Here is a 22,476-nt window from a genome sequence, read left to right on the forward strand (position 1 = left end):
TTCGACTCCGACCCTAATTATTGTAGTTGAGTTTTTTGTTGCGTTGCACTACTCTAGGTTTTCGATACTCATATGCAGCGGAGAAGCCCATGAAAGCGCAAGGCCTGTACGACCCAGCCAATGAACACGATGCCTGCGGCGTCGGTTTCGTCGCCCATATCAAGGGCAACAAGACCCATTCGATCGTCGAACAGGGTTTGCTGATACTGAAAAACCTCGATCACCGGGGCGCCGTGGGCGCCGATGCGCTGATGGGCGATGGCGCCGGCATCCTGATCCAGATTCCCGACCAGTACTACCGCGAAGAAATGGCCAAGCAGGGCGTGGAATTGCCGCCGCCTGGCGAATACGGCGTGGGCATGGTCTTCCTGCCGAAGGAACACGCGTCGCGCATCGCGTGCGAACAGGAAATCGAACGCGCCGTGCGCATCGAGGGACAAGTCGTGCTGGGCTGGCGTAACGTGCCCATCGATACGGACATGCCGATGTCGCCTACCGTGCGCGCCAAGGAACCGGTGATCCGCCAGATTTTCATCGGCCGCGGCCCGGACATCATGGTCACCGACGCGCTCGAGCGCAAACTGTATGTGATCCGCAAATCGTCGGGCCACGCCATCCAGGCCTTGAAACTGCTGCACGGCAAGGAATTCTTCGTGCCGTCGATGTCGGCGCGCACCATTGTCTATAAGGGCTTGCTGCTGGCCGACCAGGTGGGCGTGTATTACAAGGACTTGCAGGATGCGCGCTGCATCTCGGCCCTGGCCCTCGTCCACCAGCGTTTCTCGACGAATACCTTCCCCGAATGGCCGCTGGCCCACCCCTACCGTCTGATCGCCCATAACGGCGAGATCAACACGGTGAAAGGCAACTTCAACTGGATGCGCGCGCGCGAAGGCGTGATGAAGTCGGCCGTGCTGGGCGACGACCTGCAGAAACTCTTTCCGCTGATCTATGAAGGCCAGTCCGACACGGCGTGCTTCGATAATGCGCTGGAACTGCTGTTGATGGCCGGCTATCCGATCGCCCAGGCGATGATGATGATGATTCCGGAAGCGTGGGAAAACCACACGACGATGGATGACAACCGCCGTGCCTTCTATGAATACCACGCGGCCATGATGGAACCGTGGGACGGCCCTGCCGCCATGGCGTTTACGGATGGCCGCCACATCGGCGGCACCCTGGACCGCAATGGTTTGCGTCCGGCGCGCTATATCGTCACGGACGACGACCTGGTGGTGATGGCGTCGGAATCGGGCGTGCTGCCGATCCCGGAATCGAAAATCATCCAGAAATGGCGCTTGCAGCCTGGCAAAATGTTCCTGATCGACCTGGAAGCGGGCCGCATCATCGACGACCAGGAACTGAAAAACACCTACGCCAACGCCAAGCCATATAAAGCGTGGATCAACTCGGTGCGCATCAAGCTCGACGAGATCAAGATGGCCGAAGGCCAGGCGAAACAGGACCGTGCGCAGGGCGAAAAAGAGCAGCCATCGTTGCTGGACCGCCAGCAGGCGTTCGGCTACACACAGGAAGACTTGAAATTCCTCATGGCGCCGATGGCCGTGGCCGGCGAAGAGGCGACGGGCTCGATGGGCAATGACTCGCCGCTGGCCGTCATGTCGAACAAATTGAAGCCTTTGTATAACTACTTCAAGCAATTGTTCGCGCAAGTGACGAATCCGCCGATCGACCCGATCCGCGAAGCGATGGTGATGTCGCTGGTGTCCTTCATCGGCCCGAAACCGAACTTGCTCGATACGAACAACGTCAACCCGCCGATGCGCCTGGAAGTGGCGCAGCCCGTGCTGGGCTTTGACGACATGGCGCGTCTGCGCAACATCAGCGCCCACACGGGCGGCAAGTTCAAGTCGTATGAACTCGATATCTGCTACCCGCTGGCCTGGGGCAAGGAAGGCGTGGAAGCGTGCCTGGCCTCGCTGTGTGCGGAAGCCGTCGACGCCGTCAAGTCCGGCCACAACATCCTGATCGTCTCGGACCGCGCCATTTGCGCCGACCAGGTGGCGATCCCAGCGCTGCTGGCTACCTCGACCGTGCACCAGCACCTGGTGAGCAAGGGCTTGCGTGCCTCCACCGGCCTCGTCGTGGAAACGGGCTCGGCCCGCGAAACGCACCACTTCGCCCTGCTGGCCGGCTATGGCGCGGAAGCCGTCCACCCGTATCTGGCCATGGAAACCCTGGCCGAGATGGCGCACGGCTTGCCCGGCGATTTGTCGGCCGAGAAAGCCATCTACAACTACACCAAGGCGGTGGGCAAAGGCTTGATGAAGGTCATGTCGAAGATGGGCATTTCGACGTACATGTCGTACTGTGGCGCGCAAATCTTCGAAGCCATCGGCTTGAACAAGTCGCTGGTGGACAAATACTTCAAGGGCACGGCCTCGAACGTGGAAGGCATCGGCGTGTTTGAAGTGGCGGAAGAAGCGCTGCGCCTGCACGCGCTGGCTTTCGGCAACGATCCCGTGCTGATGGATAAGCTCGACGCGGGCGGCGAATACGCATTCCGCGTGCGTGGCGAAGACCACATGTGGACGCCGGATGCGATTGCGAAGTTGCAGCATTCCACGCGCAGCAACAATTTCTCCAGCTATAAAGAGTACGCGCAAATCATCAACGACCAGAGCCGTCGCCACCTGACCCTGCGCGGCCTGTTCGAATTCAAGCTCGATCCGACCAAGGCCATCCCGCTCGATGAAGTGGAGCCGGCCAAGGAAATCGTCAAGCGCTTCGCTACGGGCGCGATGTCGCTCGGCTCCATCAGCACAGAAGCGCACGCGACCCTGGCGGTGGCCATGAACCGCATCGGCGGCAAGTCGAACACGGGCGAGGGCGGCGAAGATCCGAACCGCTACGTGCAGGAATTGAAGGGCATCCCGATCCGCCAGGGCGACACCATGGCATCCATCGTGGGCGCCGAGCAGATCGTCGTCGATATTCCGCTGCAGGAAGGCGATTCCATGCGCTCGCGCATCAAGCAGGTGGCATCGGGACGTTTCGGCGTCACGGCCGCCTACCTGAACTCGGCCGACCAGATCCAGATCAAGATGGCGCAGGGCGCGAAACCGGGCGAAGGCGGCCAGTTGCCGGGCCATAAAGTGTCCGAATACATCGCCAGCCTGCGCTTTTCCGTGCCGGGCGTGGGCCTGATTTCGCCGCCGCCGCACCACGATATCTATTCGATCGAAGATCTGGCGCAGCTGATCCATGACTTGAAGAATGCCAATCCGCGCGCCTCGATTTCCGTGAAACTGGTGTCGGAAGTGGGTATCGGCACGGTCGCCGCCGGTGTCACCAAGGCCAAAGCCGACCACGTGGTGGTCGCCGGCCACGACGGCGGCACGGGTGCCTCGCCATTGTCGTCCGTGAAGCATGCGGGTACGCCATGGGAGTTGGGTCTCGCAGAAACGCAACAAACGCTGGTCTTGAATGGCTTGCGCAGCCGCATCCGCGTACAGGCCGATGGCCAGATGAAGACGGGCCGCGACGTGGTCATCGCCGCCCTGCTGGGCGCTGACGAGATCGGCTTCGCCACGGCGCCGCTGGTGGTCGAAGGCTGCATCATGATGCGCAAATGCCATTTGAACACGTGCCCGGTGGGCGTGGCCACGCAAGACCCCGTGCTGCGCGCCAAGTTTTCCGGCAAGCCCGAGTATGTCGTCAATTACTTCTTCTTCGTTGCCGAAGAAGCCCGTCAATTGATGGCGCAGCTGGGTATCCGCACGTATGACGAACTGATCGGCCGCGTCGATTTGCTGGATAAATCGAAGGCGATTTCGCACTGGAAGGCGCAGGGCCTGGACTTCTCGGCCATCTTCTACAAGCCGGAAACACCAAGCGGCCAAGCCTGCCGCCACGTGGAATTCCAGGACCATGCGCTGGAGAAAGCACTGGACCACAAGCTGATCGCGCAAGCGCGCGCGGCGCTGGAGAAGGGCGAACGCGTCTCCTTCATCTCGCCCGTGCGCAACGTCAACCGCACGGTGGGCACCATGCTGTCCGGCGAAGTGGCGAAGAAATATGGCCACGCCGGCTTGCCGGACGACACCATCCACATCCAGCTGCAAGGCACGGCGGGCCAGTCGGCCTGCGCCTTCCTGGCGCACGGCATCACGATCGACCTGGTGGGCGAGGGCAACGATTACGTGGGTAAAGGCTTATCCGGCGGACGCATCATCGTGCGGCCGAATACGGAATTCCGTGGCTGGGCCGTGGACAACATCATCATCGGCAACACGGTGCTGTACGGCGCGATTGCCGGCGAAGCCTTCTTCAATGGCGTGGCCGGTGAACGCTTTGCCGTGCGCAACTCGGGCGCCACCACGGTCGTCGAGGGCCTGGGCGACCATGGCTGCGAATACATGACGGGCGGCACCGTCGTGGTGCTGGGCAACACGGGACGCAACTTCGCGGCCGGCATGTCGGGCGGCATTGCCTATGTGTATGACCCGGCCGGCGACTTTGCCACCAAATGCAACACGGCCATGGTCAGCCTGGACAAGGTCGTATCCGCAGCGGAACAGCATCTCGACCGCGACGCCTGGCATACCCAGCACCGCGACGGCGTGCCGGAAGCCGACGAGGTCATCCTCAAGCGCCTGATCGAGCGTCACTTCAAGCACACGGGCAGCACCCGCGCCCGCGTCCTGCTGGACGATTGGGCTGTGGCGCGCGGCAAGTTCGTGAAAGTCTTCCCGAACGAATACAAGCGCGCGCTGATTGAAATGGCTGCCGATGCCGCCATGGAAGTACAAGCCGTCGCCGCCTGAGCCAGCCGAGATGAATGTGAAGGGAGCGGCCGCGCCGCTCCCGCCAGCTAAAAATACAAAGGAACTATCGTGGGTAAAATTACCGGCTTCATGGAATTCAAGCGCCAGGACGAGCACTATCTGGAGCCTGCCGCGCGCCTGAAGAACTACAAGGAATTCGTGCTGCACCTGTCGGATGCGCAAGCCACCGTGCAAGGTGCACGCTGCATGGATTGCGGCATTCCCTTCTGCACCACGGGTTGTCCCGTGAATAACATCATTCCTGACTGGAATGACCTGGTATACCGCGGCGCCTACCGCGAAGCGCTCGACATCTTGCATTCGACTAACAACTTCCCGGAATTTACGGGCCGCATCTGCCCGGCGCCGTGCGAATCGGCTTGCACCCTGGGCATCCACGAAGATCCGGTCGGCATCAAGTCGATCGAGCATAAAATCATCGACATGGGCTGGGAGCACGGCTGGGTCACGCCGCAGCCGGCCTCTTTCAGCACGGGCAAAAAAGTGGCCATCGTCGGTTCCGGCCCTGCCGGTCTGGCGGCGGCGCAGCAGCTGGCGCGCGCCGGCCATGCCGTCACCGTGTTTGAAAAGAGCGACCGGGTCGGTGGTTTGTTGCGTTATGGCATCCCTGACTTCAAGATGGAAAAATCGCACATCGACTTGCGCGTGAAACAGATGGAGGCCGAAGGCGTGGTCTTCCGCACCAGCGTGCTGGTCGGCAAGGATTTCCCTGCCCACGTCAACAACTGGGCCAAGGAAACCATTTTCCCGGAAGACCTGGAAAAAGAATTTGACGCCGTCATCATGGCCGGCGGCGCCGAGCAGCCGCGCGACTTGCCCGTGCCGGGCCGCGAACTGAAAGGCGTGCACTTCGCCATGGATTTCCTGCCGCTGCAAAACAAGGTCAACGCGGGCGACAAGCTCAAGGATCAGATCAAGGCGACGGGCAAGCACGTGGTGGTGATCGGCGGCGGCGACACGGGCTCCGACTGCGTGGGTACCTCGAACCGCCATGGCGCCGCCTCGGTGGCCCAGTTCGAACTGATGCCGCAGCCGCCGGAACAGGAAAACAAGCCGCTGGTCTGGCCGTACTGGCCGACCAAGCTGCGCACCTCGTCCTCGCATGAGGAAGGCTGCGAGCGCGACTGGGCCGTGGCCACCAAGCGTTTCGAAGGCAAGGGCGGCAAGGTGGAAAAGCTGATCGCCTGCCGCGTGGAGTGGAAAGACGGCAAGATGAGCGAAGTGCCGAACTCGGAATTCGAGATGAAGGCCGACCTGGTCTTCCTGGCCATGGGTTTTGTTTCCCCTGTGCAACAAGTGCTGCAAGCGTTCGGTGTCGATACGGATGCGCGCGGCAACGTCAAGGCCAGCACGGACGGCCAAGGTTGCTACCAGACTTCGGTGGCCAAGGTGTTTGCCGCCGGCGACATGCGCCGTGGCCAGTCGCTGGTGGTCTGGGCTATCCGCGAAGGGCGCCAGTGTGCGCGCGCCGTCGATGAGTTCCTGATGGGGGCATCCCTGCTGCCACGCTAATTAACGAGCAATTGTTCGTTTTTTGACAGGGCCACGGCGCGGATTGCGGCGTGGCCTTTGTTATTTTGCTTATCAAGTCAATAACCTTGAGCGCCATCGGATGGGGACGCGATGCGCAGGTCAAATTTCCACTACAATATCTGACTTTCGATTCATTAGTGTTGTATTCTTCCCCTTTACGGGGCTGCCCCAAGGGGTGTCTCAGCAGAGGTTGGCGTTTCTGCACTACAATACGCCATTAAAATAGTGAGCTTCGTCGTGCCAAATCTTGTTGAGATCCGTGATTTACACTTTGCCTATGGAGAACGTTCGATTTTATCGGGCCTTCAAATGGATTTCCCACGTGGAAAAGTTGTGGCCGTCATGGGTGGCTCCGGCAGTGGCAAGACGACCGTATTGCGCCTGATCGGCGGACAGTTGCGCCCGAGTTCCGGTTCCGTGAATGTCGACGGCCAGATCGTGCATACGCTGGCGACCGACGAGTTATATCAAATGCGCCGCAAGATGGGCATGCTGTTCCAGCACGGCGCCCTGTTTACGGACTTGACGGCGTTCGAAAACGTGGCGTTCCCCTTGCGCGAACACACGGACCTCAATGAAGAGCTGATCCGCACCCTGGTGCTGATGAAGCTGCACGCGGTGGGGCTGCGCAATGCGGCGCAATTGAAGCCGGCCGAAATCTCGGGCGGCATGGGCCGCCGCGTGGCGCTGGCGCGCGCCATCGCGCTCGACCCCGAACTGATCATGTACGACGAGCCGTTCGCCGGCCTGGATCCGATTTCCATGGGCGTGACGGCCAATTTGATCCGCAATCTGAACGATGCGCTGGGTTCCACGTCTATCCTGGTATCGCACGACGTGAAGGAGTGTTTCGCCATCGCTGATTATGTGTATTTTCTGTCATCGGGCAAGATCGTGGCGCACGGTACGCCGGCCCAGATGGCCGTGTCGACGCATCCGTACGTCAAGCAGTTCGTCAATGCCGAGGCCGATGGCCCCGTGCCGTTCCACTATCCGGGCAAGTCGCTGGCCGACGACCTGGGCTTGCACGCGGGAGCGGGCCGATGATCGCGCGGTTCCTGGCGGCGATCGGAGCATGGTTGCGGCGCTCAGTACAAGACCTCGGCTTTGCCGTGCGTTCGTTTTTTATCATCATCGCCTCGTCGGGGGGGCTGTGGCGCCGTCCGGGCCTGGTACTCGAGCAACTGTTTTATCTCGGCAGCCGTTCGGTGGTGATCATCGCCGTGTCCGGCCTGTTTGTCGGCATGGTGCTGGGTTTGCAAGGCTATTACACACTGAGTACCTTTGGCGCGACGCAGTCGCTGGGGCAGTTGGTGGCGCTATCCTTGATGCGTGAACTGGGTCCGGTCGTCACGGCGCTGCTGTTCGCGGGCCGCGCCGGCACCTCGCTGACGGCGGAAATCGGCCTGATGAAGGCGGGCGAGCAATTGTCGGCCATGGAAATGATGGCCGTCAACCCGATCCAGCGCGTGCTGGCACCCCGTTTCTGGGCTGGCGTGATCGCCATGCCTATCCTGGGTGGCATCTTCACGGCCGTCGGTGTCATCGGCAGTTACCTGGTCGGCGTGGTGCTGATCGGCGTCGATGAAGGCTCGTTCTGGTCGCAGATGCAGGGCGGTGTGGATGTCTGGAAAGATATCGGCAATGGTACCTATGTCAAAAGCATGGTCTTCGGCATTGCGGTGACGTTCATCGCGCTGTTCCAGGGGTACCAGGCACAGCCGACGCCGGAAGACGTGTCCGGCGCCACCACGCGCACGGTGGTGATTTCGTCGTTGATGGTGTGGTGGCTCGATTTCATGATGACGGCGTTGATGTTTAGCAAGTAATTGCCGATCAGCGAACAACAGCGGGCCTGGGCAAGATGTTGCGCAGGCGGCAGCAAGTAAAAATTATTTAGGATTGTTTATGCAACGTAAATCTTTGGATGTCTGGGTCGGCTTGTTCGTCTTGCTGGGTGTGGCGGCATTGATGTTTCTGGCGCTCAAGGCCGGCAATATGAGCTCGCTGTCTTTCAGCAAGACGTATACCATTAGTGCCAAGTTCGACAATATTGGCGGCCTCAAGCCGCAGGCGCCCGTCAAGGGCGCTGGCGTGGTGGTGGGGCGCGTGGCGGAGATCCGCTTTGACGACAAGACGTACCAGGCGCTGGTGAAACTCGACATCGAAGATGGCTACAAATTTCCGAAAGACAGCTCGGCCAAGATTTTGACGGCCGGTTTGCTGGGTGAGCAGTATATCGGCCTGGAAGCAGGCGGCGATCTGACGAACCTGGCAGAGGGCGACAAGATTGCCCGTACTCAATCGGCCACAGTGCTGGAAGACCTGATCAATCAGTTCATCTACAGCAAGGCAGCGGAAGGAAAGGACAGCAAATGAGCGAGTCGACCAAACAATCCCAAGGCAGCCTGGCGCGTATCGGCCTGGCCCTGGCCATCGCCGCCAGCGTGAGCGCTTGCGCCACCGGCACCAATCCGCGCGACCCGCTGGAAGGGTATAACCGCGCCATGTTCAAGTTCAACGACACCGTCGACAAGGTGGCCCTGAAACCGGTCGCCACGGCCTACAAGACGGTCACGCCATCGTTCGTGCAAACGGGTGTGGGCAACTTCTTCGGCAACTTGTCCGATGTGTGGAGCGCCGTGAACAACTTGCTGCAAGGCAAGGGTGAAGCGGGTTTGCAAGACGTCGTGCGCGTCAGCATGAACTCGACCTTCGGCATCTTCGGCCTGATCGACATTGCCTCGCAGGCGGGTATTCCGAAGCATAACGAAGACTTTGGCCAGACCCTGGGCTGGTATGGCATCCAGCCTGGTCCGTACGTGATGCTGCCGCTGCTGGGCCCATCGACCGTGCGCGACACGGTGGCCCTGCCGCTCGATATCACGGGCGACCCATGGCGCTACAAGGACCCTGTCTCGGTACGCAATATCGGTACGGTGACGCGCGTGGTCGACAAGCGCGCTGCGCTGCTCGACGCGACCAACCTGATGGAAGCGGCCGCGCTGGACCGCTATGAATTCATCCGCGACGGCTTCCTGCAGGCGCGCGAAAGCAAGGTTTTCGATGGCGACACGGACCGCCGCGACCGCAAAGTGCCAAAAAACGACACCAGCGATTATGAGCCGGCCTATGAGGCGCAACCGCAGCCTGTCCCAGCGGAAACGCCGCCTGCGACGGCAGCGGCCGATGTGGCGCCCGCGGACCTCGTAACATCTGGTAGCAATACCGTGGCTTCCGAGGCAAGGCCTCAGGAGTAAACTCCGGTACAGAAACACCACGGCTGCGATCAACGTCAGCCGGTGCATAGCAACACCATGAAAGGTAGAACCATGAAATTGATGAAACAACTGCTGGCGATGGCGACCATCGCCTTTGCCACCGCCACCCAGGCCGCCCCCGCGACGGAAGCGCCGGACGTGTTGGTCAAACGCATCAGCCAGGACGTGATCGACACGGCCAAGGCTGACAAGGCGATCCAGGCTGGCGATATCAAGCGCGTCACCGAATTAGTGGAAAGCAAGATCTTGCCGTATGTGGATTTCCAGCGCATGACGGCCCTGGCCGCCGGCCGCTTCTGGCGCGACGCCACGCCGGACCAGCAAAAGCAGCTGTCCGCGGAATTTCGCACCTTGCTGATCTACACGTATTCGGGCGCCCTGTCGCAGATCAAGAACGAAACCGTGGAATTCAAGCCGATGCGCGCCGACCCGAGCGACACGGAAGTGGAAGTGCGCTCGCAAGTCAACGTGGCGCGCGGCGAACCCGTGCCCCTGAACTACCGCGTGGCGAAAACCCCGTCCGGCTGGAAGATCTATGACATCAACGTGCTGGGCGCGTGGCTGGTGGAAACGTACAAAAGCAGCTTCGCCAGCGAGATCAGCAAGGGCGGCATCGATGGCCTGATCAAGACCTTGCAGGCAAAAAACAAGGCCCTGGCCAGCCGTCCCGCTGTCAAAGCCAAATAATCGGCTATCATATAGCTCCTGAACCAGCTCCAGACCAGCGCAGCCCGACGCCATGCCCGACTCTCTCGACACCTTGCAATCCCTGACTTCCCTGACCGTGCACAATGCCACTGTGGCATTGGAGCAGGGTCTGGATGCCATCCGCTCGGGTCAGACCAAGTTCGACTTGCGCAACATCAAGGCTGTCGATTCGGCCGCCGTTTCCGTCATGCTGACGTGGCAGCGCGCCGCGCAGGATGCGGGCGGTGTGCTGGAGCTGAAAAACCTGCCGAACAACCTGAAAAATCTCACCAAGCTGTATGGCGTCTGCTCGCTCGTCTCGAGCACACTGAGCGCCGACGACTGCGGCAGCGCCGACGGCCACGCCGAACGCAGCCCGTCCGACCTGCATCATCATTGATCCTGTCCCACTCCCCGCATCAGCAGTAGCTTTCAAGCCGGCAGGCCAGCAGCGCCGCCGGATTGATCTCCAAGTGTTCCACGAATTTTCCAACTATAATTGACTGTTGCGCCGTCCTCGTCTGAAGGGGGCGCCCTGCACCGGCCAGCCGGCCTGGATGTCCCCGGCAACTGGCGCATCACACCAGACGCATTACACTTGAAACAAGCACATGACCGCAATTCAAATCACGAATGTAGAAAAGAGCTATAAATCGCTCAAGGCGCTGGGCGGCGTGTCGCTGGCCATCGAGGAAGGCGAATTTTTCGGCCTGCTCGGCCCGAATGGCGCCGGCAAGACCACCCTCATTTCCATCATCGCCGGCCTGATACGCCCCGACGCGGGCACCGTCAAGATCCATGGCCACGATGTGGTCAAGGACTTCCGCAATGCGCGCCGCAACCTGGGCGTGGTGCCGCAGGAGCTGGTGTTCGACCCGTTCTTCACCGTGCGCGAAACCCTGCGTCTGCAGTCCGGCTATTTCGGCCTGCCGAACAACGACAAGTGGATCGACGAGGTCATGGAAAACCTCGACCTGACCGGCAAGGCCGACACGAATATGCGCGCCCTGTCCGGCGGCATGAAGCGCCGCGTGCTCGTCGCCCAGGCGCTGGTGCACAAGCCGCCCGTCATCGTGCTCGATGAGCCGACGGCCGGCGTCGACGTGGAGCTGCGCCAGACCCTGTGGAAGTTCATCTCGCGCCTGAACCGCGAAGGTGGCCACACGGTCGTCCTGACCACCCACTACCTGGAAGAGGCGCAAGCCATGTGCCAGCGCGTCGCCATGCTGAAAACCGGCAAGGTGGTGGCGCTCGATACCATGTCTGCCCTGATCCGCCGCATCGCCGGCTCGCAGCTGCAGGTGCACCTCAAAAATGGCAGCCTGCCGGCCGACCTGCAGCACCTGGTGCTGCACCCGGAAGAACAGCAGGCGCCGAACAAGTTCAGCCTGCGCGTCAACGAATACAGCGAAGTCGAGAAAATCCTCGCCCGCCTGCGCGAAGCGGGCGTCGAAATCGATGAAATGCAATTGCAACAAGCCGACCTGGAAGATATCTTCTTGCAGATCATGGATAAAGGTACCGTATGATTTCGACAGGATTTCGCACCCTCGTCTACAAAGAGACGCTGCGCTTCTGGAAAGTGGCGACGCAAACCGTGGCCGCGCCCGTGCTCACGTCGATGCTGTACCTGCTGGTGTTCGGCCATGTGCTCGACGGCCGCGTGGAGCCGAGCCCCGGCGTCAGCTACACGGCCTTTTTGATTCCCGGCCTGGTGATGATGAGCGTGCTGCAAAACGCGTTCGCCAATTCCTCGTCCTCGCTGATCCAGTCGAAGATCACGGGCAACCTGGTGTTCGTGCTGCTGACGCCCCTGTCGCACTGGGAAATCTTCTCGGCGTATGTACTCGCTTCCGTCGCGCGCGGCCTGGCCGTAGGCTTTGGCGTGTTTGCCATCACTTGCTGGTTCGCCGACCTGTCGTTTGTCGCACCGCTGTGGATCGTCATCTTCGCGTTTCTCGGCGCCGCCATGCTGGGCACCATGGGCCTGATCGCTGGCATCTGGGCCGAGAAATTCGACCAGCTGGCCGCCTTCCAGAACTTCCTGATCATGCCGGCCACCTTTTTGTCGGGCGTGTTCTATTCGATCCACTCACTGCCGCCGTTCTGGCAGACGGTATCGCACCTGAACCCCTTCTTTTACATGATCGACGGCTTTCGCTACGGCTTCTTCGGCGTGTCCGACGTCAGCCCATGGCTCAGTCTTTCCATCGTCGCCGGCTTCCTCGTGATCCTGGCGCTGGCATCGATCCGCCTGCTGAAAAGCGGTTACAGATTGCGCCATTGATTGCGGCACATCCCATTACTACCTTATTCAATATCAAGGACTTATCGTGACCACCACTCCAGAACTGATCCACGGCTACCTGTCGGCCGGCCTCGAATGCACGCACCTCGAAGTGGAGGGCGATGGCCAGCACTTCCAGGCCGTGATCGTCTCGCCCGCGTTTGCCGGCAAGCGTTTGATCCAGCGTCACCAGATCGTCTATGCGGCGCTGGGCGACCGCATGCGCGAGGAAATCCATGCGCTGTCGATGAAAACCCTGACACCTGAAGAATTCCAAGGATAAGCACATGGACAAACTCCTCATCAACGGCGGCAACCGCCTGAACGGCGACATCGCCATCTCCGGCGCGAAAAACGCCGCCTTGCCCATCCTGTGCGCGGGCCTGCTGACTGCGGGCGACCTGGACCTGACCAACGTGCCGCATTTGCACGACGTGGCCACCATGTTGAAACTGCTTGGCCAGACGGGCCTGAAGGTGCAGCAGGACGGTGACCGCGTGGTGTTGAACGGCAGCGCCATCACCACCCTGGAAGCGCCGTATGAACTGGTGAAAACCATGCGCGCCTCGATCCTGGTGCTGGGCCCCATGCTGGCGCGCTTCGGCGAAGCCAAGGTCTCGCTGCCGGGCGGCTGCGCCATCGGTTCGCGCCCCGTCGACCAGCACATCAAGGGCCTGGAAGCGCTGGGCGCCGAGATCCGCATCGAGGCTGGCTACATCTACGCCAAGTGCGCCAAGCTGAAAGGCGCGCGCATCGTCACCGACATGATCACCGTCACCGGCACCGAGAATCTGCTGATGGCCGCGACCCTGGCCGAAGGCGAGACCATCCTGGAAAACGCCGCCTGCGAGCCGGAAGTGACCGACCTGGCGCACCTGTTGGTGGCCATGGGCGCGAAGATCGACGGCATCGGCACCAGCCGCCTGGTGATCCAGGGCGTCGACGCCTTGCATGGTGCTTCGCACGCGGTCATCGCCGACCGTATCGAGACGGGCACCTTCCTGTGCGCCGTGGCGGCCACCGGCGGCGACATCACGCTGCGCAATGTGCGCACCGATATCCTCGATGCGGCGCTCGACAAGCTGCGCGCCATGGGCCTGACGATGACCTTCGGCGCCGACTGGATCCGCGCCGAGATGTCGGCGCGTCCGAACCCCGTCAGCTTCCGCACCACGGAATACCCGGGCTTCCCGACCGACATGCAGGCGCAGTTCATGGCGGTGAACACCATCGCCAACGGTGCCAGCCGCGTCACCGAGACGATCTTCGAGAACCGCTTCATGCACGTGCAGGAAATGAACCGCCTGGGCGCCGACATCACCATCGAGGGCAATACGGCCATCATCGCCGGCGTCAAGCAGCTGCGCGGCGCACCCGTGATGGCGACCGACCTGCGCGCCTCGGCGTCGCTGGTGATCGCCGCCCTGGCGGCCGATGGCGAAACCCTGATCGACCGCATCTATCACCTCGACCGCGGCTACGACCGCATGGAAGTGAAGTTGTCGGCCGTCGGCGCGAACATCGTGCGCATCAAGTAAAAACAAGAAAAGGAACGAGCATGAACGGATCGAACAACGGTGACAGCTCCCAGCTGATCCTGGCGCTGTCAAAAGGCCGCATTTTTGAGGACACCATGCCGCTGCTGGAAGCGGCCGGCATCAAGGTGCTGGAAAACCCGGAGACCTCGCGCAAGCTGATTTTGGCCACCAACGATCCGAACGTGCGCGTCATCATCGTGCGCGCCAGCGACGTGCCGACCTACGTGCAGTACGGCGCGGCCGATTTCGGCGTGGCAGGCAAGGACGTGCTGCTGGAACACGGCGGCGAAGGCCTGTACCAGCCGATCGACCTGAATATCGCCGCCTGCCGCATGTCGGTGGCGGTGCAGGCCGGTTTTGATTATGAAAAGGCCGTGCACCAGGGCGCGCGCCTGCGCGTGGCCACCAAGTTCGTGCACACGGCGCGCGAGCATTTCGCCGCCAAGGGCGTGCACGTCGACCTGATTAAGCTGTATGGCTCGATGGAGCTGGCGCCTTTGGTGGGCCTGTCCGACGCCATCGTCGACCTGGTCAGCACGGGCAGCACCCTGCGCGCGAACAACCTCGTCGAGGTCGAGCACATCATGGAAATTTCGTCGCGCCTGGTGGTCAACCAGGCAGCGCTCAAGCTCAAGCGCGAGCGCTTGCAGCCGATTATCGAGGCGTTTGAACGCGCTTCGCAAGCCTAGACACTCTCAGTAGCAGAAAGCCGATTATGCCGATACAGATACGCAAGCTCGATTCAAGCCAGGATGGTTTCCAACAATCGCTCGATACGCTGCTGGCGTTCGAGGCGGGCACCGATGCGGCGATTGAAACGTCGGTGGCGAAGATCCTGGCCGACGTGAAAACGCGCGGCGACGCCGCCGTACTGGAATACACCAACCGTTTCGACCGCATCCCGCATGGCGGCGCGGCGGAAATGGCGGCCTTTGATATTTCGCAAGCCGAATTGCAGGCGGCCCTGAACGGCTTGCCGTCGGCGCAGCGCGAAGCGCTGCAGATCGCCGCGCAGCGCATCCGCGCCTTCCACGAACGCCAGCGCGAGGAATTGCGCGGTTTTAGCTACACCGAGCCCGATGGCACGGTGCTGGGCCAGAAGATTACGCCGCTGGACCGGGTCGGCATCTACGTCCCGGGCGGCAAGGCAGCGTATCCGTCGTCCGTGCTGATGAACGCCATTCCCGCGCATGTGGCGGGCGTGGGCGAAATCATCATGGTGGTACCGACGCCCGATGGCGTGAAAAACCAGATGGTGCTGGCCGCCGCCGCGATCGCCGGCGTGACGCGCGTGATCACCATCGGCGGCGCGCAAGCGGTCGGCGCGCTGGCCTACGGCACGCAGACGATTGCCGCCGTGGATAAAATCGTCGGCCCCGGCAACGCCTATGTGGCCGCCGCCAAGCGCCGCGTGTTCGGCATCGTCGGCATCGACATGATCGCCGGGCCGTCCGAAATCCTGGTGCTGTGCGATGGCACGACGGACCCGGACTGGGTCGCCATGGACCTGTTTTCCCAGGCCGAGCACGACGAGCTGGCGCAGGCGATTCTGCTGTGCCCCGACGCCGGCTACATCGCGCAAGTCGAAGAGAGCATCGCCAAGCTGCTGCCGACGATGCCGCGCCAGGCCACCATCAGCACCTCGCTGGCAGACCGCGGCGCCTTGATCAAGGTGCGCAGCATGGAAGAAGCCTGCGAGATCGCCAACAGCATCGCGGCGGAACACCTGGAGATCTCGGCGGAGAACCCGCAGCAGTGGGCCGAACAGATTCGCCACGCGGGCGCCATGTTCCTGGGCCGCTTTTCGTCCGAATCGCTGGGCGACTATTGCTGCGGCCCCAATCACGTGCTGCCGACCTCGCGCACGGCGCGCTTTTCGTCGCCGCTGGGCGTGTACGACTTCCAGAAGCGCTCGTCCATCATTCACGTCAGCGAAGCGGGCGCGCAAACCCTGGGCCGTGTCGCAGCCACCCTGGCGTATGGCGAAGGCTTGCAAGCGCACGCGCGCAGCGCCGAACTGCGTCTGAAGCCGCAGCCATGACGCAGTTGGCGGAGCAGCCGGACTGGGTCAACCGGGTCTATTGCGAAGATGCGCTGGCGGGGCTGGCGCGCATTCCCGATGGCTCGGTGGACCTGATCCTGACGGATCCGCCGTACAACCTGGGCAAGGACTACGGCAACGCCTCGGACCAGCAATCGGTGGCCGACTACTTGCGCTGGACGGAAGCGTGGATCGATGCGGCGCTGCCCAAGCTGAAAGCCAACGGCAGCCTGTATATCTTTCTCACCTGGCGCTATTCGCCGGAGATCTTCGTCATGCTGAAACAGCGCATGGCGATGATGAATGAAATCATCTGGGACCGCCGCGTGCCATCCATGGGTGGCAGCGTGCGCAGCTTTTCATCGGTGCACGACACCATCGGCTTCTTCGTCAAGCGCAAGGATTACTACTTCGACCTTGACGCGGTGCGCATCGCCTACGACGCGGCCACCAAGAAAGCCCGTTCGCGCTCGATCTTCATCGGCGCGAAATGGCTGGAAGTGGGCTACAACCCGAAAGACTTGTGGAGCGTCTCGCGCCTGCACAAGGAACACCCGGAACGGGCCGACCACCCGACGCAAAAGCCGCTGGAAATCATCGAGCGCATGCTCAAGGCTTCGTGCCCGCCCGGCGGCGTGGTGCTCGACCTGTTCATGGGCAGCGGCACCACGGCCCTGGCGGCGAAACGCTGCGGACGCGATTTCGTCGGCTTTGAACTCAATCCCGATTACTGCGCCATCATCGAACAGCGCCTGGCGGCACTGGCGCAGGAGCTGGCCGCACCGGCTGCTCCCGCGCCGAAGGCCGCCAAGGCGGCGAAGAAGCCGGCGGCTGCCAAAAAACCGGCTGCCGTGAAAAAGCCGCCCGCCGTGAAAAAAGCGCCGGCCCGCAAGGCGCGCAGCGCCGCCGTGCCGGAAGACGTCGTCATTTAGTCTCCATTTAATTCCATCAGGAGTGTTTGCAGCATGTCTTTCCTCGATCAGTTAATCAGCAACACCGTGCGCTCCGATGTGCGCGCCGTCAACAGCTACCAGGTCGCCGATGCCAGCGGTTACATCAAGCTCGATGCGATGGAAAACCCGTATCCGCTGCCGCCGCAGCTGCGCGAAGAACTGGGCGCGCGCCTGGCCGGCGTGGCGCTGAACCGCTATCCGCCGTCGTACGCCAGCCTGCAGGCGGCCATCTGCGCCAATCTGGGCGTGCCAGCCGGCTACGACGTCATGCTGGGCAACGGCTCCGATGAACTCATTTCCATCCTGGCCATGGCTTGCGCCCGCCAGGAGCCGGGCCAGCGCGCCGTGCTGCTGGCGCCCGTGCCGGCCTTCGTCATGTATGCGCGTTCGGCGCAGTTTGCCGGCATGGATTTCGTCGGCGTGCCCCTGCAGGCCGACTTCAGCCTGGACATGCCGGCCATGCTGGCGGCGATTGAACAGCACCGTCCGGCGCTGGTCTTCCTCGCGTATCCGAACAACCCGACGGGCAACCTGTTTGCCAGCGCCGACATCGAACGCATCCTCGCCGCCCTCGGTGACACCGGCATCGCCGTCGTCGACGAAGCCTACGAGCCGTTCGCGCAGCGCAGCTTCATGGGTCGCCTGCCCGAATTCGAGAACCTGGTGGTGATGCGCACCGTGTCGAAACTGGGCCTGGCGGGCATACGTCTCGGTTATATGTCGGCCGCGCCGGCCCTGCTGGCGCAATTCGAGAAAGTGCGTCCGCCGTACAATGTGAATGTGCTGACGCAGGCGGCGGCCGAATTCGCGCTCGAGCACCTCGACGTGCTCAATGCCCAGGCGGATCTGCTCAATAGCGCGCGCGACGACCTGGCGCTGCGCCTGGCGGCGTTGCCCGGCGTGACCGTGTTTCCCTCGAAGGCAAATTTTCTTCTGATTCGTGTGGCTGATTCCGACGATGTTTGTGCAAAACTGCTTGCCCGCAGGGTTTTAATAAAAAATATGAGTAAAATGCATGCTGCGTTGGCCAATTGCCTGCGCATCAGCGTCAGCACCCCGGAAGAGAATTCCCTTTTTTACGATGCCTTCAAGGCATCCCTCGTTTAGCCTATCGCCAGAGCCTCCCATGAACCGCACCGCAGAAATCACGCGCAACACCAATGAGACGCAAGTTCGCGTCGCCCTCAACCTGGACGGCACGGGCCAGCAAAAGCTCAACACCGGCGTGCCCTTCCTCGACCATATGCTGGACCAGATCGCCCGCCACGGCTTGATCGACCTGGATATCGAAGCGACGGGCGACGTGCATATCGACAACCACCATACGGTGGAAGACGTGGGCATCACCCTGGGCATGGCCGTGGCCAAGGCCATCGGCGACAAGAAGGGCATCCGCCGCTACGGCCATGCGTATGTGCCGCTGGACGAGGCGCTGTCGCGCGTGGTGCTCGATTTCTCGGGCCGCCCGGGCATCGAATACCACATCCCGTTTACGCGCGCCATGATCGCCGGCTTCGACGTCGACCTGACGCTGGAATTTTTCCGCGGCTTCGTCAACCATGCGGGCGTGACCTTGCATATCGACAACCTGCGCGGCACGAATGCCCACCATCAATGCGAAACCGTGTTCAAGGCCTTTGGCCGCGCGCTGCGCATGGCTGCCGAGCTCGACGAGCGCGCGGCCGGCATCATTCCATCGACCAAGGGCTGCCTGTAAGCGCCCGCGAACCACTGTAGATTCCGAGATCAAACATGAATAAAATTGTGGTGGTGGATTACGGCATGGGCAACTTGCGCTCGGTGGCGCAGGCGCTGCGTGCCGTGGCGCCGGAAGCCGACGTGCGCATTTCCGGCCTCGCTGCCGATATCGACAGCGCCGACCGCATCGTCTTGCCGGGCCAGGGCGCCATGCCCGACTGCATGCGCAGCCTGCGCGAATCGGGCGTATTGGAGGCGCTGCTGCGCGCCGCCGACAGCAAGCCCGTACTGGGCGTGTGCATCGGCGAGCAAATGCTGTTCGACGGCAGCGAAGAGGGCGATGCGGCCGGTCTGGGCTTGTTGCCAGGCAAAGTCGTGCGCTTCCAGCTCGACGGCCAGCTGCAGGAAGACGGTTCGCGCTTCAAGGTGCCGCAAATGGGCTGGAACCAAGTGCGGCAAACGGCGTCCCATGCGATGTGGGATGGCATTGCCGACAACGCGTATTTCTACTTTGTGCACAGCTATTTTGCTCAACCTCAAGAGGCGGCGCACACGGTGGGCGAGACTGTCTATGGCGCGCCGTTCGCTTGCGCCGTCGCGCGTGATAATATTTTCGCGACACAGTTTCATCCTGAAAAAAGTGCTGCCGCTGGCTTGCAGCTGTACAAGAACTTTGTTCACTGGCAACCTTGATGTGACCTACGTGACCTTTTCAGCTTTTTTTCGCTTCTTCACTCACTTTAAACCACACTGACCATGCTGCTAATTCCCGCCATCGACCTGAAAGACGGTCACTGCGTACGCCTGAAACAAGGCGATATGGAACTTGCCACCGTATTTTCCGAAGACCCTGCCGAGATGGCCCGCCATTGGCTGATGCAAGGCGCGCGCCGGCTGCACCTGGTCGATCTGAACGGCGCGTTTGCCGGCAAGCCGAAGAACGAAGGCGCCGTCAAAGCCATCCTGAGGGCGGTGCAGGATTTCGCACTGGAAAACGACATCGAGGAAATTCCCGTGCAACTGGGCGGCGGTATCCGTGACCTCGACACCATCGAGCGCTATCTCGACGCCGGCATCACCTACGTCATCATCGGCACGGCGGCCGTGAAAAGCCCCGGCTTCCTGCACGACGCCTGCGGCGCCTTCCCGGGCCATATCATCGTTGGCCTGGATGCCAAGGATGGCAAAGTGGCAACGGATGGCTGGAGCAAGATGTCGGGCCACGAAGTGATCGACCTGGCGAAAAAATTCGAAGCCTACGGCGTCGAATCGATCATTTACACGGACATCGGCCGCGACGGCATGATGGGCGGCATTAACATCGAAGCCACCGTCAAGCTGGCGCAAGCCGTCAAGATCCCCGTCATCGCCTCGGGCGGCCTGCACAATATCGGCGACGTGGAAGCGCTGTGCGCGGTCCAGGCCGAAGGCATCGAAGGCGTGATCTGCGGCCGTTCCATCTATGAAGGCACGATCGACCTGGCGCAGGCGCAAGAACGCGCCGACGAACTGACCGACGCCGCCGTTTAAGCCAGCCCGGCCGGGGCGTGCTCACGCATGCCTGGGCCTGGCGACAATCTGGAACCCATCATGCTTGCAAAACGTATCATCCCCTGCCTCGACGTGACCAATGGCCGCGTCGTCAAAGGCGTCAACTTCACGCAATTGCGCGACGCCGGCGACCCGGTGGAAATTGCCCGCCGTTATGACGAGCAGGGCGCCGATGAAATCACTTTCCTCGACATTACCGCGTCGAGTGACAATCGCGGCCTGATCTTCGACATCATCGAGGCGGTGGCGTCGCAAGTGTTCATTCCGCTGACCGTGGGCGGCGGCGTGCGCGTGGTGGAAGACGTGCGCCGGCTGCTCAACGCGGGCGCCGACAAGGTCAGCATCAACACCTCGGCCGTGACGAATCCCCAGCTGGTATTTGAGGCATCGCAAAAGCACGGCTCGCAATGCATCGTCGTGGCCATCGACGCCAAGCAGGTGTCGCCCGGCAAGTGGGAAGTGTTTACCCATGGCGGGCGCACCGCCACGGGCCTGGACGCCTTTGCATGGGCCAAAAAGATGGAAAGCCTGGGCGCCGGTGAAATCTTGCTCACCAGCATGGACCGCGATGGCACCAAGGTGGGCTTCGACCTGGGCCTGACGCGCGGCGTGTCCGACGCCGTCAGCATCCCCGTCATCGCCTCGGGTGGCGTGGGCGGCTTGCAAGACCTGGTCGACGGCATCAAGGTGGGCCGCGCGGACGCCGTGCTGGCCGCCAGCATCTTCCATTATGGCCAGCACACGGTACAGGAAGCCAAGCGTTTCATGGCGCAGCAGGGCATTCCCATGCGTCTGGCGTAAACAAAATAGTACCCAGGATATAGAACATGCAAAACGGAACCATCGTAGCAAGCAATGCCAAGTGGCTGAAAAAGGTCAAATGGGACGAGCACGGCCTGGTGCCCGTGATCGCGCAGGAAGCGGGCAGCAATGACGTGCTGATGTTCGCCTGGATGAACCGCGACGCGCTGGCGCGCACGGTGGAGCTGGGTGAAGCCGTGTACTGGAGCCGTTCGCGCAAGAAACTGTGGCACAAGGGCGAAGAATCGGGCCACACGCAAAAGGTGCTGGAAATCCGCCTCGATTGCGATGAAGACGTGGTCTTGCTGAAGATCGAGCAAGCGGGCGGCATCGCCTGCCATACGGGCCGTCATTCGTGTTTCTTCCAGAAATTCGAAGGCGACGAAAAAACGGGCGAGTGGCAAATTACCGACCCCGTGCTGAAAGACCCAGAGACGATTTACGCGGAAAGCAAGAGCAAATGAGTGAAACCCTGAAGCGCCTGGCCGCCGTGATCGAATCGCGCAAGCTGGCCAACGGCGGCGACCCCGCCACCTCCTATGTCGCGCGCCTGTTTGCCAAGGGCGATGACGCCATCTTGAAAAAAATCGGCGAAGAAGCGACGGAAACGGTGATGGCCGCCAAGGATGCGCGCCGCGACAACGACCCATCGAAGGTCCTGTACGAATGTGCCGACCTGTGGTTTCACTCGCTGGTGATGCTGGCGCAGTTCGACCTGACGCCGCAGCAGGTGCTCGACGAGTTGGCACGCCGCGAAGGCTTGTCCGGCCTTGAAGAAAAGGCGGCGCGCAAGGATGAGCTGCGCGACGCCGGCGAAACAGACAAACACTGACCTACTGGAGCGTACGTGGATAACTGTATTTTTTGCAAGATTGCTGCAAAACAAATTCCTTCGTCCATCGTGTATGAAGACGACGACTTGCTGGCCTTCAAGGACATCAATCCGGCCGCCCCCGTGCATTTGCTGCTGATTCCGAAGCGCCACGTGGCCAGCCTGTCCGACTGCGACGACAGCCATGCAGAAATGTTGGGCAAGCTGCTGAGCCTGGCGCCGAAGCTCGCCGCCGAGTTCGGCTGCGCCGTCAGCTATGACGCCGATGGCACGCCTGCCGGCGGCTTCAAGACCATGATCAACAGCGGCCCGAACGGTGGGCAAGAGGTGTATCACCTGCACATGCATGTGTACGGCGGTCCCCGCCCCTGGCGTGGCCAGCACTGATTTCGCCGTACGCCGGGTTCACGTGTATACTACCGGCATTGGTCGACGCTATTCGGGCACCGTCCCGCAAGGAGAA

At 61.7% G+C, this 22,476-nt stretch carries 23 protein-coding genes; all 23 read left to right on the plus strand.

Features of this window, described 5'->3' with window-relative positions; genetic code table 11:
* The first annotated feature begins 89 nt into the window (after positions 1 to 89).
* Positions 90 to 4,790 carry a glutamate synthase-related protein gene (locus tag ACP7EG_RS23475; protein WP_426089515.1) on the plus strand — a complete coding sequence of 1,567 codons (4,701 nt, stop codon included), beginning with the start codon at positions 90 to 92 and terminating at the stop codon, positions 4,788 to 4,790.
* A gap of 69 nt (positions 4,791 to 4,859) precedes the next feature.
* A complete protein-coding gene (locus tag ACP7EG_RS23480) occupies positions 4,860 to 6,323 on the plus strand; it encodes a glutamate synthase subunit beta (RefSeq protein ID WP_426089516.1) in 1,464 nt (487 codons plus the stop codon).
* A 258-nt stretch (positions 6,324 to 6,581) separates the two neighbouring features.
* The gene (locus ACP7EG_RS23485) at positions 6,582 to 7,391 is read left to right on the plus strand and encodes an ABC transporter ATP-binding protein (protein ID WP_426089517.1); all 810 of its coding nucleotides are present in this window, start codon (positions 6,582 to 6,584) and stop codon (positions 7,389 to 7,391) included.
* Complete coding sequence (gene mlaE / locus ACP7EG_RS23490; protein ID WP_426089518.1) at positions 7,388 to 8,173, plus strand: lipid asymmetry maintenance ABC transporter permease subunit MlaE; 786 nt, start codon at positions 7,388 to 7,390, stop codon at positions 8,171 to 8,173. The genes ACP7EG_RS23485 and mlaE overlap by 4 nt, the downstream gene beginning before the upstream one ends.
* 79 nt (positions 8,174 to 8,252) lie before the next feature.
* Entirely contained in the window at positions 8,253 to 8,723 is a 471-nt protein-coding gene (mlaD, locus tag ACP7EG_RS23495) for an outer membrane lipid asymmetry maintenance protein MlaD (protein ID WP_426089519.1), read from the plus strand.
* Positions 8,720 to 9,604: an MlaA family lipoprotein gene (locus ACP7EG_RS23500; protein WP_426089520.1), complete on the plus strand. Its 885-nt coding sequence runs from the start codon at positions 8,720 to 8,722 to the stop codon at positions 9,602 to 9,604. Before mlaD ends, ACP7EG_RS23500 begins: the two co-directional genes overlap by 4 nt.
* Positions 9,605 to 9,676: 72 nt before the next feature.
* Positions 9,677 to 10,312: an MlaC/ttg2D family ABC transporter substrate-binding protein gene (locus tag ACP7EG_RS23505; RefSeq protein WP_426089521.1), complete on the plus strand. Its 636-nt coding sequence runs from the start codon at positions 9,677 to 9,679 to the stop codon at positions 10,310 to 10,312.
* Positions 10,313 to 10,364: 52 nt separating this feature from the next.
* Positions 10,365 to 10,712 (plus strand): STAS domain-containing protein, encoded by a 348-nt coding sequence (locus ACP7EG_RS23510; RefSeq protein ID WP_099761517.1) that lies wholly within the window; start codon positions 10,365 to 10,367, stop codon positions 10,710 to 10,712.
* Between the two features lie 211 nt (positions 10,713 to 10,923).
* Positions 10,924 to 11,841, plus strand: a complete 918-nt coding sequence (locus ACP7EG_RS23515) for an ABC transporter ATP-binding protein (RefSeq protein WP_426089522.1) — start codon at positions 10,924 to 10,926, stop codon at positions 11,839 to 11,841.
* A complete protein-coding gene (locus tag ACP7EG_RS23520; protein WP_070290316.1) occupies positions 11,838 to 12,599 on the plus strand; it encodes an ABC transporter permease in 762 nt (253 codons plus the stop codon). The genes ACP7EG_RS23515 and ACP7EG_RS23520 overlap by 4 nt, the downstream gene beginning before the upstream one ends.
* Before the next feature lie 46 nt (positions 12,600 to 12,645).
* Positions 12,646 to 12,882 carry a BolA family protein gene (locus ACP7EG_RS23525; protein ID WP_034753824.1) on the plus strand — a complete coding sequence of 79 codons (237 nt, stop codon included), beginning with the start codon at positions 12,646 to 12,648 and terminating at the stop codon, positions 12,880 to 12,882.
* Positions 12,883 to 12,886: 4 nt separating this feature from the next.
* Entirely contained in the window at positions 12,887 to 14,137 is a 1,251-nt protein-coding gene (murA, locus tag ACP7EG_RS23530) for a UDP-N-acetylglucosamine 1-carboxyvinyltransferase (RefSeq protein ID WP_076569461.1), read from the plus strand.
* Between the two features lie 20 nt (positions 14,138 to 14,157).
* Positions 14,158 to 14,826, plus strand: coding sequence for an ATP phosphoribosyltransferase (gene hisG / locus ACP7EG_RS23535; protein ID WP_034753828.1), 669 nt, complete (start codon positions 14,158 to 14,160; stop codon positions 14,824 to 14,826).
* Between the two features lie 26 nt (positions 14,827 to 14,852).
* Entirely contained in the window at positions 14,853 to 16,178 is a 1,326-nt protein-coding gene (gene hisD / locus ACP7EG_RS23540; protein WP_071074995.1) for a histidinol dehydrogenase, read from the plus strand.
* A complete protein-coding gene (locus ACP7EG_RS23545) occupies positions 16,175 to 17,110 on the plus strand; it encodes a DNA-methyltransferase (RefSeq protein WP_426089523.1) in 936 nt (311 codons plus the stop codon). Before hisD ends, ACP7EG_RS23545 begins: the two co-directional genes overlap by 4 nt.
* Before the next feature lie 33 nt (positions 17,111 to 17,143).
* Positions 17,144 to 18,238, plus strand: a complete 1,095-nt coding sequence (hisC, locus tag ACP7EG_RS23550; RefSeq protein ID WP_426089524.1) for a histidinol-phosphate transaminase — start codon at positions 17,144 to 17,146, stop codon at positions 18,236 to 18,238.
* A 19-nt stretch (positions 18,239 to 18,257) separates the two neighbouring features.
* A complete protein-coding gene (hisB, locus tag ACP7EG_RS23555) occupies positions 18,258 to 18,848 on the plus strand; it encodes an imidazoleglycerol-phosphate dehydratase HisB (RefSeq protein WP_426089525.1) in 591 nt (196 codons plus the stop codon).
* Between the two features lie 35 nt (positions 18,849 to 18,883).
* Positions 18,884 to 19,522, plus strand: a complete 639-nt coding sequence (hisH, locus tag ACP7EG_RS23560) for an imidazole glycerol phosphate synthase subunit HisH (RefSeq protein WP_081344364.1) — start codon at positions 18,884 to 18,886, stop codon at positions 19,520 to 19,522.
* A 63-nt stretch (positions 19,523 to 19,585) separates the two neighbouring features.
* The gene (hisA, locus tag ACP7EG_RS23565) at positions 19,586 to 20,359 is read left to right on the plus strand and encodes a 1-(5-phosphoribosyl)-5-[(5-phosphoribosylamino)methylideneamino]imidazole-4-carboxamide isomerase (protein ID WP_426089526.1); all 774 of its coding nucleotides are present in this window, start codon (positions 19,586 to 19,588) and stop codon (positions 20,357 to 20,359) included.
* A 60-nt stretch (positions 20,360 to 20,419) separates the two neighbouring features.
* Positions 20,420 to 21,181 carry an imidazole glycerol phosphate synthase subunit HisF gene (hisF, locus tag ACP7EG_RS23570; RefSeq protein ID WP_096232613.1) on the plus strand — a complete coding sequence of 254 codons (762 nt, stop codon included), beginning with the start codon at positions 20,420 to 20,422 and terminating at the stop codon, positions 21,179 to 21,181.
* 26 nt (positions 21,182 to 21,207) lie between these two features.
* Entirely contained in the window at positions 21,208 to 21,645 is a 438-nt protein-coding gene (gene hisI / locus ACP7EG_RS23575; RefSeq protein ID WP_070219635.1) for a phosphoribosyl-AMP cyclohydrolase, read from the plus strand.
* Complete coding sequence (locus tag ACP7EG_RS23580; RefSeq protein ID WP_034753849.1) at positions 21,642 to 22,013, plus strand: phosphoribosyl-ATP diphosphatase; 372 nt, start codon at positions 21,642 to 21,644, stop codon at positions 22,011 to 22,013. Before hisI ends, ACP7EG_RS23580 begins: the two co-directional genes overlap by 4 nt.
* A gap of 15 nt (positions 22,014 to 22,028) precedes the next feature.
* Positions 22,029 to 22,400 (plus strand): histidine triad nucleotide-binding protein, encoded by a 372-nt coding sequence (locus ACP7EG_RS23585; RefSeq protein WP_426089527.1) that lies wholly within the window; start codon positions 22,029 to 22,031, stop codon positions 22,398 to 22,400.
* The last annotated feature ends 76 nt before the right edge of the window (positions 22,401 to 22,476 follow it).

The sequence above is a fragment of the Janthinobacterium sp. PSPC1-1 genome, from assembly GCF_049897625.1.
Classification (GTDB): domain Bacteria; phylum Pseudomonadota; class Gammaproteobacteria; order Burkholderiales; family Burkholderiaceae_D; genus Janthinobacterium; species Janthinobacterium tructae.

Excerpts from the sequence above, each read along its gene's own strand:
- ACP7EG_RS23510 (WP_099761517.1), top strand. The coding sequence starts at position 10,365 with ATGCCCGACTCTCTCGACACCTTGCAATCCCTGACTTCCCTGACCGTG.
- hisB (WP_426089525.1), top strand. The coding sequence starts at position 18,258 with ATGAACCGCACCGCAGAAATCACGCGCAACACCAATGAGACGCAAGTT.
- hisD (WP_071074995.1), top strand. The coding sequence starts at position 14,853 with ATGCCGATACAGATACGCAAGCTCGATTCAAGCCAGGATGGTTTCCAA.
- hisI (WP_070219635.1), top strand. The coding sequence starts at position 21,208 with ATGCAAAACGGAACCATCGTAGCAAGCAATGCCAAGTGGCTGAAAAAG.
- ACP7EG_RS23475 (WP_426089515.1), top strand. The coding sequence starts at position 90 with ATGAAAGCGCAAGGCCTGTACGACCCAGCCAATGAACACGATGCCTGC.
- ACP7EG_RS23515 (WP_426089522.1), top strand. The coding sequence starts at position 10,924 with ATGACCGCAATTCAAATCACGAATGTAGAAAAGAGCTATAAATCGCTC.
- ACP7EG_RS23505 (WP_426089521.1), top strand. The coding sequence starts at position 9,677 with ATGAAATTGATGAAACAACTGCTGGCGATGGCGACCATCGCCTTTGCC.
- hisH (WP_081344364.1), top strand. The coding sequence starts at position 18,884 with ATGAATAAAATTGTGGTGGTGGATTACGGCATGGGCAACTTGCGCTCG.
- mlaE (WP_426089518.1), top strand. The coding sequence starts at position 7,388 with ATGATCGCGCGGTTCCTGGCGGCGATCGGAGCATGGTTGCGGCGCTCA.
- ACP7EG_RS23520 (WP_070290316.1), top strand. The coding sequence starts at position 11,838 with ATGATTTCGACAGGATTTCGCACCCTCGTCTACAAAGAGACGCTGCGC.
- murA (WP_076569461.1), top strand. The coding sequence starts at position 12,887 with ATGGACAAACTCCTCATCAACGGCGGCAACCGCCTGAACGGCGACATC.
- ACP7EG_RS23580 (WP_034753849.1), top strand. The coding sequence starts at position 21,642 with ATGAGTGAAACCCTGAAGCGCCTGGCCGCCGTGATCGAATCGCGCAAG.
- ACP7EG_RS23500 (WP_426089520.1), top strand. The coding sequence starts at position 8,720 with ATGAGCGAGTCGACCAAACAATCCCAAGGCAGCCTGGCGCGTATCGGC.
- hisG (WP_034753828.1), top strand. The coding sequence starts at position 14,158 with ATGAACGGATCGAACAACGGTGACAGCTCCCAGCTGATCCTGGCGCTG.
- mlaD (WP_426089519.1), top strand. The coding sequence starts at position 8,253 with ATGCAACGTAAATCTTTGGATGTCTGGGTCGGCTTGTTCGTCTTGCTG.
- hisC (WP_426089524.1), top strand. The coding sequence starts at position 17,144 with ATGTCTTTCCTCGATCAGTTAATCAGCAACACCGTGCGCTCCGATGTG.
- hisF (WP_096232613.1), top strand. The coding sequence starts at position 20,420 with ATGCTTGCAAAACGTATCATCCCCTGCCTCGACGTGACCAATGGCCGC.
- ACP7EG_RS23545 (WP_426089523.1), top strand. The coding sequence starts at position 16,175 with ATGACGCAGTTGGCGGAGCAGCCGGACTGGGTCAACCGGGTCTATTGC.
- hisA (WP_426089526.1), top strand. The coding sequence starts at position 19,586 with ATGCTGCTAATTCCCGCCATCGACCTGAAAGACGGTCACTGCGTACGC.